Origin of the sequence: Streptococcus pseudopneumoniae IS7493, from assembly GCF_000221985.1 — a bacterium.
In the GTDB taxonomy this organism is placed as follows: domain Bacteria; phylum Bacillota; class Bacilli; order Lactobacillales; family Streptococcaceae; genus Streptococcus; species Streptococcus pseudopneumoniae.
In genome coordinates this window covers 1,338,387-1,352,626 of sequence record NC_015875.1, presented here as the reverse complement: position 1 = coordinate 1,352,626, position 14,240 = coordinate 1,338,387, and the positions used below count along the sequence as shown (strand labels likewise).

General features: G+C 38.2%; 9 protein-coding genes and 2 pseudogenes. 9 read left to right on the top strand and 2 right to left on the bottom strand.

Translation table 11 applies throughout. The features are described from left to right. Positions 1 to 824: 824 nt before the first annotated feature. Both SPPN_RS13960 and SPPN_RS14415 read left to right on the top strand, forming a co-directional pair. Positions 825 to 1,181: pseudogene (locus SPPN_RS13960) on the top strand (G5 domain-containing protein); the annotation flags it as partial. Next, positions 1,181 to 4,196 (top strand): annotated as a pseudogene (locus SPPN_RS14415) (PspC-related protein choline-binding protein 1). The pseudogenes SPPN_RS13960 and SPPN_RS14415, both read left to right, overlap by 1 nt. Before the next feature lie 508 nt (positions 4,197 to 4,704). Here the strand turns inward: SPPN_RS14415 and queA are convergent. Continuing rightward, positions 4,705 to 5,733: a tRNA preQ1(34) S-adenosylmethionine ribosyltransferase-isomerase QueA gene (gene queA / locus SPPN_RS06930; protein ID WP_001090134.1), complete on the bottom strand. Its 1,029-nt coding sequence runs from the start codon at positions 5,731 to 5,733 to the stop codon at positions 4,705 to 4,707. 150 nt (positions 5,734 to 5,883) lie between these two features. Between queA and SPPN_RS06925 the strand changes: the two genes are divergently transcribed. Together SPPN_RS06925 and rpsU are read left to right on the top strand one after the other, a co-directional pair. Then, the gene (locus SPPN_RS06925; protein ID WP_000864602.1) at positions 5,884 to 6,591 is read left to right on the top strand and encodes a glucosamine-6-phosphate deaminase; all 708 of its coding nucleotides are present in this window, start codon (positions 5,884 to 5,886) and stop codon (positions 6,589 to 6,591) included. Between the two features lie 138 nt (positions 6,592 to 6,729). Further along, the gene (gene rpsU / locus SPPN_RS06920; protein ID WP_000048054.1) at positions 6,730 to 6,906 is read left to right on the top strand and encodes a 30S ribosomal protein S21; all 177 of its coding nucleotides are present in this window, start codon (positions 6,730 to 6,732) and stop codon (positions 6,904 to 6,906) included. Positions 6,907 to 6,945: 39 nt separating this feature from the next. Here the strand turns inward: rpsU and SPPN_RS13955 are convergent, their stop codons facing one another. Further along, a complete protein-coding gene (locus SPPN_RS13955; protein WP_000693406.1) occupies positions 6,946 to 7,137 on the bottom strand; it encodes a hypothetical protein in 192 nt (63 codons plus the stop codon). A 96-nt stretch (positions 7,138 to 7,233) separates the two neighbouring features. Here SPPN_RS13955 and hprK point away from each other — a divergent pair, with 96 nt between their 5' ends. From hprK to SPPN_RS06890, 5 genes are all read left to right on the top strand, one after another. Next, positions 7,234 to 8,169: an HPr(Ser) kinase/phosphatase gene (hprK, locus tag SPPN_RS06910; RefSeq protein ID WP_000115147.1), complete on the top strand. Its 936-nt coding sequence runs from the start codon at positions 7,234 to 7,236 to the stop codon at positions 8,167 to 8,169. Beyond that, on the top strand, positions 8,162 to 8,950 hold the full coding sequence (lgt, locus tag SPPN_RS06905) for a prolipoprotein diacylglyceryl transferase (protein ID WP_000886657.1): 789 nt from the start codon (positions 8,162 to 8,164) through the stop codon (positions 8,948 to 8,950). Before hprK ends, lgt begins: the two co-directional genes overlap by 8 nt. Beyond that, entirely contained in the window at positions 8,951 to 9,334 is a 384-nt protein-coding gene (locus SPPN_RS06900) for a DUF948 domain-containing protein (RefSeq protein WP_000895020.1), read from the top strand. A 15-nt stretch (positions 9,335 to 9,349) separates the two neighbouring features. Then, complete coding sequence (locus SPPN_RS06895; RefSeq protein WP_000517395.1) at positions 9,350 to 9,745, top strand: YtxH domain-containing protein; 396 nt, start codon at positions 9,350 to 9,352, stop codon at positions 9,743 to 9,745. 358 nt (positions 9,746 to 10,103) lie between these two features. Continuing rightward, complete coding sequence (locus SPPN_RS06890) at positions 10,104 to 14,201, top strand: G5 domain-containing protein (protein WP_000651637.1); 4,098 nt, start codon at positions 10,104 to 10,106, stop codon at positions 14,199 to 14,201. Positions 14,202 to 14,240 lie beyond the last annotated feature (39 nt).

The window sequence follows — 14,240 nt, the reverse complement described above, 5'->3', positions numbered from 1 at the left end:
TCTATCAAAGTCAACTATTTATTGTAAATATAATAAATGGCATTCTAAGTTTATTTGCAACTTTAAAATAGCATATTGATTAGTACAAGACAGATGTTCTAGTTCCTTCTTTAATCTGGTTTAGTATTAGTTAAAAAATCGCTTTAAGCTTGTAACTAAGAGGGAGCTAATCGACTAGATTCTCCAGCCGAACAGGTGGTAATGTGCTTTTTATAGTGTAATCCTAGCTGTTGTTAAATTTAAAATAGAATCCTCTATCGAGTTAGGGAATTAAATTCCACCAATTTTATTTATGTTTTTTTATCAAAATATCTAACATTAAAATAGTCTCATTCTGATGCGCAAACTATTCTATTTATACTGCATAGTTGTATAAGGAATGATGAAAGATGAGTGAAAGTTATCAAGTTGGAATGTTTGTATCTAAATATATTAGCATGTATTTAGATAAGATGTCTGCAATCCTCTATATATGAGATTGATTACGATATAGTTAAAGTGTTAGTTCAATAATTAATATATCATTTTAAGTTTATTTGATGTATGAAACATATTGTTTAACATTTGCCAGAAAATATGCTATACTAAGTAGTAACTTTTAGAAGGAGGATGTAATGGCAAAATCTAATACCAATAAGCGCTATGCATTACGTAAACTCGGAAAGATTTTTGGTTCTGTGATAGTCGGGCTAACTTTATTTTTAGGAGGAATCCTGAATACAAGTTTTGTTCATGCTGATGGAACAGGAGTGACATTTATTAAAGACGATACCCGCCGTAAAGGAGAGGAACCGGAGACTGATGTTGATGAAGTAGGAAATATTATCGTTAAGGTTCCGGCTAAGGATAGCGTTGAAACAAAAGTAATTCCAATCGAAACAGAGTATGAAGCGGATCCAACTCTTGATAAAGGGAAAAAAGTAGATGATTCAAATCGTCAAGGTAAACTAGGTGTCAGAACTATTACTACTACTTACAGAATTGAAAATGGTAAAGCAGTAGAGGATACTTCTACAGAAAAAGTAACAACGCCGATGGAAAAGAAAATTATAAAAGTCGAAACTAAACCTACTGTTCGTGTTGAAGAGATTGAATCAGAGGAAGTTAAGTTCGAAAAAGATTTAGAACATCAAAAAGGAAGCAACCCTAAGACTATACCTGGAGAAAAAGGAGATAAAGAATGAATAGAAAAGACATGAAAAAACAATATTCTCTTAGGAAAATTGGAAAGTATGTAGGTTCTGTTGTTATTGGATTATCGTTTGCAGCGGTTATGAATAGCACCAGCACCGAAGTCCAAGCAGCACAACAACCTCCATCAGCAGAATCATTTGAGTCTACTGACGACGAAATAAGTGAGGAAGGGTTTACTACAGTCGTAACCGATAACAAAACAGCTGAAGCTATACCTTTTGAAACAAAATATATAGCTGACGACACTATGGAATTAAATACTAAAAAAGAAGTAACACCTGGAAAACCAGGATTAAAAGCATTTAAGAACAAAACTTTCTATAATTATGAAACAGGAAAAACAACAATCATTGCAACAACTCCCGAGAAGGTCATAATAACAGAACCCACAACACAGGTAATAAAAGTCGGAACTAAACCTACTGTAATTACTGAAAAAATTGAGTCTTCTATTAAATATATAAAAGACCCTAATAGACCTATCGGAAGTGATGTTATAACTGAAAGTGAAGGGGAGGATGGTATTAAGAAAATTACCACTACCTATTCTTTAAACGAAAAAACTGGAGAGGTTACGGTTAAAAACAACACAACTACTATTGAAAAAAAAGCGCAAGACATCGTCTATAAAGTCGGAGCTCAAGATAAAATTCAAGAAACTACGATTAATCATAAAACAATATATGAAAAAGATGATAATCTTGAAGTTAGAAAAAGAAAAATAAAGACCCCAGGAGAAGATGGAAAAATAGTTACGACTACCTCATATAATGTATCTCCTATTAATGGTACACCTACTCCTAATACACCAATAGAAAAAAGAACAGAACCCAAAACTGAAGTGATAACAATTGGAACTAAACCTACTGTTCGTGTTGAAGAGATTGAATCAGAGGAAGTTAAGTTCGAAAAAGATTTAGAACATCAAAAAGGAAGTAACCCTGAGACTATACCTGGAGAAAATGGAACTAAGGAAATTACTACAACATACAAATTAGATACAAATACCGGAGAAGTCTCAGAACTAGAAACAACCGAAAAAATACTAACTCAACCTACTCCTACTGTTGTAAAAGTCCCTGCTAAAGATAAGATTGAGTATAAAGATATTCCAATAGAAGCAGAATACGAGGCGGACCCCACGTTAGAAAAAGGGAAAAAAGTAGATGATCCAAATCGTCAAGGTAAACTAGGTATCAGAACTATTACTACTACTTACAGAATTGAAAATGGTAAAGCAGTAGAGGATACTTCTACAGAAAAAGTAACAACTCCTATGGAAAAGAAAATCATAAAAGTCGGAACTAAACCTACTGTTCGTGTTGGAGATATTGAATCAAAAGAAGTTAAGTTCGAAAAAGATTTAGAACATCCAAGAGGAAGTAACCCTGAAACTATACCTGGAGAAAATGGAACTAAGGAAATCACTACAACATACAAATTAGATACAAATACTGGAGAAGTCTCAGAACTAGAAACAACTGAAAAAATACTAACTCAGCCTACACCTACTGTTGTAAAAGTTCCAGCTAAAAGTAAGGTTGAGCGTGAAGTTCTGCCTACAAGTGTTATCCGTTTTGAAAAAGATGAAACTAGAGACCGTAATGAAAATCCTGTTACAATTGACGGAGAGGATGGCTATGTAATCACGACAAGGACCTACGATGTTGATTCAGAGACTGGTAAGGTTACCGAAAAGGTTACCGTAGAGAAAAAAGAAGCCACGGATACAGTTATTAAAGTTCCAGCTAAAAGTAAGGTTGAGCGTGAAGTTCTGCCTACAAGTGTTATCCGTTTTGAAAAAGATGAAACTAGAGACCGTAATGAAAATCCTGTTACAAATTGATGGAGAGGATGGCTATGTAACTACAACAAGGACCTACGATGTTAATCCAGAGAATGGTCATGTTACCGAAAAGGTTACTGTAGACAGAAAAGAACCGACAGACACAGTTATCAAAGTTCCTGCCAAGAGCAAGGTTGAAGAAGTTCTTGTTCCATTTGCTACTAAATATGAAGCAGACAATGACCTTTCTGCAGGACAGGAGCAAGAGATTACTCTAGGAAAGAATGGGAAAACAGTTACAACGATAACTTATGATGTAGATGGAAAGAGTGGACAAGTAACTGAGAGTACTTTAAGTCAAAAAGAAGACTCTCAAACAAGAGTTGTTAAAAAAGGAACCAAGCCCCAAGTTCTTGTCCAAGAAATTCCAATCGAAACAGAATATCTCGATGACTCAACTCTTGATAAAGGTCAAGAAATAGAAGAAGCAGGAGAAATTGGTGAAATTACGCTTACTACAATCTATACTGTAGATGAACGTGATGGAACAATTGAAGAAACTACTTCTCGTCAAATTACTAAAGAGATGGTAAAAAGACGTATAAGGAGAGGGACGAGAGAACCTGAAAAAGTTGTTGTTCCTGAGCAATCATCTATTCCTTCGTATCCTGTATCTGTTACATCTAACCAAGGAACAAACGCAGCAGTAGAATTAGCTAAACCAGTTGCTCCAACAACAGGTTGGAAACAAGAAAATGGTATGTGGTATTTTTATAATACTAACGGTTCCATGGTAACGGGTTGGGTACAAGTGAATGGTTCATGGTACTATCTCAACTCTAACGGTTCCATGGCAACAGGTTGGGCACAAGTGAATGGTTCATGGTACTATCTCAACTCTAACGGTTCCATGGCAACAGGTTGGGCACAAGTGAATGGTTCATGGTACTATCTCAACTCTAACGGTTCCATGGCAACAGGTTGGGAGCAAGTTGATGGTTCATGGTACTATCTCAACGATAATGGTTCTATGGAGATAGGTTGGCTACAAAATAATGGTTCATGGTACTACCTCAACAGCAACGGTTCTATGAAAGCCAATCAATGGTTCCAAGTTGGCAGTAAATGGTATTATGTAAATGCATCGGGTGAGCTAGCGATCAATACAAGTATAGATGGCTATAGAGTCAATGATAATGGTGAATGGGTGCGTTAACAGATTCCTCCCTGCGACACAATTGATAATAGTATGTCTGAATATATAATTATGTATAAAAAGCTATAGATAAGGTCATCTTATAGCGACTATAAAAAAGTGAACAAGCCTAGTCTTCTGTACATTAGAATTCAGGTTTGTTCACTTTTTGTTTAGTCTTTGATTTTGAGACTAAGGAGAGTCAGGGTCAAAGTAGTGAATGATTCTGAAACCACTCATAATAGTCTCTTGAGAGGACAGATAAGAGTAACAAATATGGTGCTACTCATGTATCTTGTATTTTGATTTACAAACAGCGAAGAAAATATAGGAAGCTGAAATAAAATATAGATGAATCGATTTGGAGAGTCAACGCAATCTATGGCAATATTTTCGCAGCTAGGGGGAAACATTTTAATTTTAATGTACTAGGCGTCTTCTACAGATAGCTAGAGTTTCAATTGTAGATATTCTTTGAAATAATATCTTAGCGATTTATTGGTATTAGAAGATTTAGAGAAATTCTTTCTCAATAAATAAACATGGCGTCACCAAAACTGAAGAAGCGGTAGTGTTCTTGGATGGCATGGTGGTAGGCATCTAAGACTAATTCACGGCCAGCAAAGGCAGAAACCAACATGACCAGAGTTGATTTTGGCAGATGGAAGTTGGTTGAGAAGGCATCCACGACTTTCCATTCATAGCCAGGTTTGATAAAGATATTGGTCCAGCCAGAATCTGCTTGTATTTGTCCATCAAACTTGGAACCAATAGTCTCCAAGGTGCGGATAGAAGTGGTTCCGACAGCGATGACACGGCCACCATTTTCCTTAACAGAGCGGAGGGTGGCAGCTGCCTCCTCAGAAAGTTGGTAGAATTCTGAGTGCATTTCATGTTCGTCCAAATTGTCCACAGAGACAGGTCTAAAGGTTCCGAGTCCGACATGAAGAGTCAGATAGACTAGATGAACACCCTTAGCTTGGATTTCTGCCAGCAGTTCTTTGGTGAAGTGAAGACCAGCAGTCGGTGCTGCAGCAGAACCGCTTTCCTTGGCGTAGACGGTTTGATAACGTTCACGGTCATCCAGTTTTTCGTGGATATAAGGCGGTAGCGGCATTTCACCCAGACTTTCCAAGACTTCTAGGAAAATTCCTTGGTATTCAAAGCGGACAATGCGTCCTCCGTGGGTCAATTCTTCTGTAACGACAGCGCTGAGGCGACCATCACCAAAGCTGATACGAGTACCGACCTTGAGGCGTTTGGCAGGTTTAGCCAGAACTTCCCACTCATCTCCAGCAGTATTTTTGAGCAGGAGAAGTTCCACATGGCCTCCTGTCTCCTCTTTTTGACCATAGAGGCGGGCAGGGAGAACGCGGGTGTCGTTCATGACAAGAGCATCACCAGGTTCCAGCATATCAATAATAGAGTGGAAGTGTTTATCCTGCATTTCTCCCGTCTCACGATTGACGATGAGGAGTTTAGAGGCATCACGTTTTTCAAGGGGCGTTTGGGCAATCAATTCCTCAGGTAAGTGGAAATCAAAATCAGCTGTATTCATATATCTGTTCATTCTTTCTAAGTTCTAATCCTATCCATTATAACATGTTTCAAGTTTGGACGCTCTTTTTTTAGAAATTAAATCGTTTTCACTTGACAAAAATTGGTCTATACCATATAATGAATATAGATAGAAACGGAGGATGAAAAGATGAAAGTCATTAAAGTTGAAAACCAAGTTGAAGGTGGAAAAGTTGCTTTTGAGATTTTGAAGGAAAAATTGGCCAACGGCGCTCAAACCCTAGGACTTGCGACTGGAAGCAGTCCGCTTGAATTTTACAAGGAAATTGTTGAAAGTGACCTCGATTTTTCAAATCTAACCAGTGTCAACCTTGATGAGTATGTAGGTCTTGATGGCGACAATCCTCAGTCTTACCGTCATTTCATGCAAGAAAACTTGTTCAACCAAAAACCATTTAAAGAAAGTTTCTTGCCTCGCGGGGTTAAGGATCATGCTGAAGCTGAAGTTGAACGCTACAACCAAATTTTGGCTGACCATCCAGTTGATCTCCAAATCTTGGGAATCGGTCGCAATGGGCATATCGGCTTTAATGAGCCTGGTACTCCATTTGACAGTCAAACGCATCTAGTCGAACTGGACCAGTCTACTATCGAAGCAAACGCACGTTTCTTTGACAAGATTGAAGACGTCCCAACCCAAGCCATTTCAATAGGGATTAAAAACATTTTGGATGCCAAGTCAATCCTTCTCTTTGCTTACGGTGAGTCAAAAGCAGAAGCCATCGCTGGAACAGTGTCTGGCCCAGTTACTGAGTCTCTACCAGCAAGTAGCTTACAAAATCACCCTGATGTGACTATTATTGCGGATGCTGAAGCGCTCAGCTTACTTGAAAAATAAAAAGCAATGTTCTGTTGAACGCTTTCAACTCTTGTATAAATGTAAGAAAAAATCAAAATTAAACCGCATTTTTGCTTGACAATTATTCCTTTTACGTGTAGAATGAAATAGATATTGAACTTGAAGGGAGTGAAAAAAATGTCTAAAACAGTAGTACGTAAGAATGAATCTCTTGACGACGCACTTCGTCGTTTCAAACGTGCGGTTACTAAAGCTGGTACTCTTCAAGAAACACGCAAACGTGAATTCTATGAAAAACCTTCTGTAAAACGTAAACGTAAATCAGAAGCAGCTCGTAAACGTAAAAAATTCTAATTTGAAATGAAAGGCTGGAGAAATCTAGTCCTTTTTCTTTTAATACTCTTCGAAAATCTCTTCAAACCACGTCAACGTCTCCTTGCCGTAGATATGGTTACTGACTTCGTCAGTTTCATCTACAACCTCAAAGCAGTGCTTTGAGCTGACTTCGTCAGTTCCATCTACAACCTCAAAACGGTGTTTTGAGCAGCCTGTGGCTAGTTTCCTAGTTTGCTCTTTGATTTTCATTGAGTATAAATAAATACTCCAAAGCCTGCAAAAATCTGAAACTTCCTCCTACAATTTGATATAATAGAGAGAAGAACTCGATTGAAGGAGGAAATGATGTCGGTTTTAGTAAAAGAAGTGATTGAAAAGCTTAGACTAGACATTGTCTATGGCGAACCAGAATTGCTTGAAAAGGAAATCAATACAGCAGATATTACGCGACCTGGTCTTGAAATGACAGGTTATTTTGACTACTACACGCCAGAGCGGATTCAACTTTTGGGGATGAAGGAGTGGTCTTATCTGATCAGCATGCCTTCCAACAGCCGTTATGAAGTTTTGAAAAAAATGTTTCTACCTGAGACACCAGCGGTCATTGTTGCCCGTGGTTTGGTGGTTCCAGAGGAGATGTTAAAAGCAGCCAGAGAATGTAAGATTGCTATTTTAACCAGCCGTACAGCGACAAGTCGTTTATCTGGAGAGTTATCTAGCTATCTGGATTCTCGTTTGGCAGAACGTACCAGTGTTCATGGGGTTTTGATGGATATCTATGGGATGGGCGTCTTGATTCAGGGAGATAGTGGAATTGGTAAGAGTGAGACAGGTCTGGAACTTGTCAAACGTGGTCACCGCTTGGTAGCTGATGACCGGGTCGATATCTTTGCCAAGGATGAGATTACTCTTTGGGGTGAACCGGCTGAAATCTTGAGACACCTGATTGAAATTCGTGGGGTTGGGATTATCGATGTCATGAGCCTCTACGGTGCCAGTGCCGTCAAGGATTCTTCACAGGTTCAACTTGCTGTCTATTTGGAAAACTATGATACACATAAGACTTTTGATCGTCTTGGAAACAATGCAGAGGAAATAGAAATTTCTGGCGTAGCCATTCCTCGTATCCGCATTCCAGTTAAAACAGGTCGTAATATTTCTGTCGTGATTGAGGCAGCTGCCATGAATTATCGTGCCAAGGAAATGGGCTTTGATGCGACCCGTTTGTTCGAAGAACGACTGACAAGTCTCATCGCTCGAAATGAGGTGCCTAATGCTTGATCCAATTGCTATTCAACTAGGCCCTCTAGCCATTCGTTGGTATGCCTTGTGTATTGTTACAGGTTTGATTCTTGCGGTTTATTTGACCATGAAAGAAGCGCCTAGAAAGAAGATCATACCAGACGATATTTTAGATTTTATCTTGATAGCCTTTCCCTTGGCTATTTTAGGAGCTCGTCTCTACTATGTCATTTTCCGTTTTGATTATTATAGTCAGAATTTGGGAGAGATTTTTGCCATTTGGAATGGTGGTTTGGCCATTTACGGTGGTTTGATAACTGGGGCACTTGTACTCTATATCTTTGCTGATCGTAAACTCATTAACACTTGGGATTTTCTAGATATTGCGGCGCCTAGCGTCATGATTGCCCAAAGTTTGGGTCGCTGGGGCAATTTCTTTAACCAAGAAGCTTATGGTGCAGCAGTGGATAATTTGGATTATCTACCTGTCTTTATTCGTGACCAGATGTATATTGAGGGGAGCTACCGTCAGCCGACCTTTCTTTATGAGTCCCTATGGAATCTACTTGGATTTGCCTTGATTCTGATTTTTAGACGAAAATGGAAAAGTCTCAGACGAGGTCATATCACGGCCTTTTACTTGATTTGGTATGGTTTCGGTCGTATGGTCATCGAAGGCATGCGAACAGATAGTCTCATGTTCTTTGGCCTTCGAGTGTCTCAATGGCTATCAGTTGTCCTTATCGGACTGGGTATTTTTATCATTCTATATCAAAATCGAAAGAAGGCCCCTTACTATGTTACAGAGGAGGAAAACTAAATGTTAGAAGTTGCATATATTTTTGTTGCCCTTGCTTTGATTGTATTTTTAGTGTATCTAATCATTACTGTACAAAAGCTTGGCCGTGTTATCGATGAAACAGAGAAGACGATTAAAACCTTGACTTCAGATGTGGATGTGACCTTGCATCATACCAATGAATTGCTGTCTAAGATCAATGTCTTGGCAGATGATATTAATGTCAAGGTGGCAACGATTGATCCACTCTTTAGTGCTGTTGCAGATTTATCTCTATCTGTTTCAGACCTCAATGACCATGCGCGTGTCTTGAGCAAGAAAGCTTCATCAGCTGGTTCAAAAACACTCAAGACTGGGGCAAGTTTATCAGCTCTTCGTCTTGCAAGTAAATTTTTAAAAAAATAAAAAAGGAGAATCCTTATGGGTAAATTATCCTCAATCCTTTTAGGAACCGTTTCAGGTGCAGCTCTTGCCTTGTTTTTAACAAGCGACAAGGGCAAACAAGTTTGCAGTCAGGCTCAAGATTTTCTGGATGATTTGAGAGAAAATCCAGAGTATGCCAAGGAGCAGGTCTGTGAAAAACTGACAGAAGTCAAGGAGCAGGCTACAGATTTTGTTCTTAAAACCAAAGAACAGGTTGAGTCGGGTGAAATCACTGTGGACAGCGTCCTTGCTCAAGCCAAATCATGTGCTCGTCAAGCGACAGAAGTATCAAAATATCGATTCAATAATCTCAAAGAGCAATGGCAAGAAAAGGCCGAAATTCTTGATGAATCAGAAGAGATTGTGATTGATATCAAAGAAGAAAAAATCTAGATTTGATGAGACTGGGCAAAAACTCAATTCTAGGAGAAAATGAAGTAGATCTTCCCATAATCAAACGCATAGTATCAAGGTTTTTCAAGGCCTGATATTATGCGTTTTTTGATTTTCATTGAGTATTATGGTATAATGGCAGTGTTGAAAGTGAAATATTTACATTTTTTATATTTTACTGATATTTTATTAATATTAAGCAATTCATTTTTTTATGATTAGAAATCAATGTGGTAGTTTATAATCAAGCAGAGGAAAAGTTCTAAAATTTTAGTCAAGAAAGGGTTTAGTATTTTGTCAAGGGAAAATAGTAGAACTCTCTATTTTGTAAAAAATAGCTAGAAAGAAAGTTGGTAAAATGAAAGATATTTTTAATAAACGTCAATGTTTTTCGATTCGAAAGTTTTCTGTTGGAGTGGCTTCTGTATTAATAGGCATTGCTTTGTTTACACCATCCCAGGGAGTACTTGCTTCTACGGAAAATTCTCCATCTTCTGTGGATAAAAGAGAAGAAGTTCAACCTATACTAGATAATCAAAATAATCCTTCTTCTGAGTTAGATACCAGAGATGTTCCAATAGGATCTACAAGGACTACAGAACCCGTCAGATCTGGGAATAAGGAAAATAATAGCTTGACCACAAGGGATTTCGTGGCGGGTGAAGACAGATCAAGCACTCCAGCGGTGAGAGCAGCATCAAATCCTTCCGAGGTTAAAAAGTATGAATTAACTGATGAGTATGCTAAGCAAATAAAAGCAGGAGTAATCGGTTCAGAAGGTAATAAGCTTGATAGTTTATTGTTAAACGGCTCTAAGTTAAGTCCAGAAGCCTATACAGATGATGATTACTTGAAGGATAAAGAAGAACTTTATATTTATGAAAAAGGTGGGAAAAAGTATGTAGGTTATAATAGTCATCCCTTATTAGAAGATACTGACGGTGATGGTATTATTGACAGTAAAGAAAAGCCAGATGAAAAATTAAAATGGAATGTAAGTGAGCGCGATATGATTATGTTCATGGAATTATCCTACCGTGATGATAATTATATTGATAGAGTGCTGGATCATAAGAGACCCTTAACAGAGTCAGAGTTATATAAAAAGAATGGTGACAGTAAACCACGTTATGAGTATATGATGATGAATAAGGAATTGGGGCCTTATTGGGAAAGGAAGAAAAGTTACCATACCTCCAGTGGACTAGATGCTGTCTTGTATGAAACGAAGAGTGATTTCTTATATTTACCAAATGGAACTGCACAAGTATTAGCCTTTCGTGGAACAAGTGATGCCAAAGATATAGGAGCTGATATAACACTTGGATTAGGAAGCAATCCTCAACAAGGGATAGATGCAGAAAATATTATGCATGAACTAGCTAAAGATAAGAGTATTACTAATCTTTATTTGACAGGTCATTCTTTAGGAGGATATTTAGTACAACGGGCAATGGTTGAAGCTTATCAGTTGGCATATTCTGACAGCAGAGTCATGTCTCCTAAAGAACAGTTGGCTTATAGAAACGTTTATAATAATGTATTAAAAAAAGGCACAACCTTTAATGCTCCAAAAGTTGTGACCAATTTGCTTTCCAGTCGTGAATTTTGGCAAAAAGGTTTAGATAGCAAAAAAATAGCCAAGTCTGGTAAAATGACTCATTATATTGTTGATAATGATTTGGCGATAAGAAAAGGCGTCAGCAATGATAGTGATGTTGTTATAAATGTTGGACGAACCAGTGGAGGTCACAGTTCACGTTCTTATTTTGAAGCTGATATGATTAATAGACGATCAGAGTTTATATCTGGGAAACGAATTTCCTTAGATGGGACAGGTTATCAAGATAAAAACATTGCAACAGTTAAATCTGTAGAAAAAGTTGGAGAAACTGTTGTATATAGTAAACGCGGAGATGACATCATTAAGTCAATAACTGTGAGTATGAAAGATCTCGATACAGGACAGATTACTAACAATACAATTGATGAAGTGTTTAAGAAAGATGGAGCCAAATCTACAGTTGTCGTTACCCAACTTGAGCCAAGTGTACGTTATGAAAAAGATGCCACAAGAGCTAAAGGTGAAGCTAATGTAACAACAACTGGTACTTCAGGTACTAGTACAGTAACAACAACTTATAGTGTAGATCCTAACACTGGAGATCTGATTGAACATGTAGGACAACCAGTAGTTAAGCAACCGGCAATAGAAACAGTTGTCAAAGTCGCAGCCAAGGATGAAGTAGAATACATTAAAAAAGGAGACGACGTTGTTAAGAAGACAACAAGCTACACAGTAAACTCAAAAACTGGCAGCCTTACTTCGACTAAGAAGGAAGAAGTAGTCAATAAAGGTGGCGCGAAGGATATAGTTGAGTATAATTCAGTTGAACCCAAAACAGTTTATTTAAAAGATGAAAACAGTCCAAAAGGTACTGATACCGTTCAATTTCTAGGGAGATCAGGAAAATCTAAAGTCATCACAACCTATAGCGTAAATCCAGTAAATGGAGCCCTAACTCCATCAAAAGGGGGATCAGAAGTCGTAACTCTACCAATAGCTAGAGTTGTAAAAGTAGGAGCTAAGGATAAAGTAGACGTAGAAACAATCCCATCTCCAGTAAAATACGAAAAAGATGCTAGTCGAGAAAAAGGCCAAGCCAATATTACTGTTCCAGGAAAAGACGGAAGTAAGACAACTACCACGACTTACACAGTAAATCCAGACAATGGGGAAGTTACTCCAAATGAAGGAAATCCAGTAATAGTAAATCCAACAGAAACAATCGTTAAAGTCGCGGCTAAGGATCAAGTAGTAGAAACGCCAATTGAGCCCACAGTGGTTTATGAAAGAGATGACACTCGTGACTTTGGTACACCAGACAAGCCTAGAAAAGGAGCAAAAGGAAAATCTGTAACGACTACAAGGTATGACGTTAATCCAAATAATGGAACAGTCACAGAACAGGTTGGTAAGCCAGTGGTCACCCCAGCTGGTAAAACAATAGTTAAGGTTGGAGCTAAAACTAAGGTTGAGAGTAGCAAGGATGACCAAGGTCGTGAAGTTATCAACACTACAACTTATGAAGTTGATCCAAAAACAGGTAAGGTAACTTCTACAACAGTAATTACTTACGGGACAAGGAAAGAACTAACGATTGAGAAGATGGTAGTACCATCTCCAGTAGTTTACGAAAAAGATGATACGAAAGAAAAAGGTACAGTCCCAACTACTGTTAAAGGTGAAGATGGTGAAGACACTATCACAACAACTTATACTGTGGACACTAATACTGGAAAGATTACAGCAAGTGAAGGTAAACCAGTTCGTACGAAAGAACCAACGAATACAGTCGTCAAAGTCGCAGCGAAGGACAAAGTAGAAAAAACAGAAATCTCATCACCTAAGAAATATGTGAAAGATGATACACGCGACAAAAATCAACCAAATGTGGAAGAAGCAGGCCAAGCAGGTTCAAGTACTATCACAACAACATATAGTGTTGATTCTACTACAGGCGCTATTACAGAAACAGTAGGAAAACCAGTAGTAGTAAATCCAACAGCAACAATAGTCAAAGTCGCAGCCAAGGACAAAATAGTAGAAACACCAATTGAACCTGAAGTTGAATATGTTAGAGATGGTGAACGAGAAGTTGACACACCTAATGAACGTATTGAAGGAGCTAAAGGTAAAACAGTTACTACAACCACTTACGATGTAGATTCAAAGGACGGTCATATCACAGAACACGTTGGCACCCCAGTCGTCACCCCAGCAGGTAAGACAATCGTTAAAGTAGGAGCTAAAACTAAGGTTGAACAATCTAAAGATTCTGAAGGTCGTGATGTGATTGAGACCACTACCTATGAAGTTAATCCAAAAACAGGTAAGATAACTCCAACAACCGTGCTAACTTATGGGAAAACGAAAGAACCAACGAATACAGTCGTCAAAGTCGCAGCCAAGGACAAAGTAGTAGAAACCCCGATTGAACCTGAAGTTGGATATGTTAGAGATGGTGAACGAGAAGTTGACACACCTAATGAACGTATTGAAGGAGCTAAAGGTAAAACAGTTACTACAACCACCTATGATGTAGACTCAAAGGACGGTCATATCACAGAACACATTGCTAATAATATAACAACACCAGCTAAGGTAACACCAGGTAAAGTCACTCCAGCAACTCCAGTCACACCTGCTACTAATGGAGGTTCTGATCAAGATACACCTGCACCAACAACTCCAATTCCAGATGCAGTTACTCCGAATGAAAATCATGAAGATACTACAGATGCTAGTGATAGTGATAACGGAGCTAAATCAAATGATTCTCAAAATGTATTGCCAAATACAGGAACAGAATCAAATGCGACTCTTGCATCTCTAGAACTTCTTGGTCTGCTAGGCGGTCTCGGACTTGCTCTTGGAACGAAAAAAGAAGACTAAAAATTTAGTCAAATGAACATTCATTCTTTTGTATTGTAA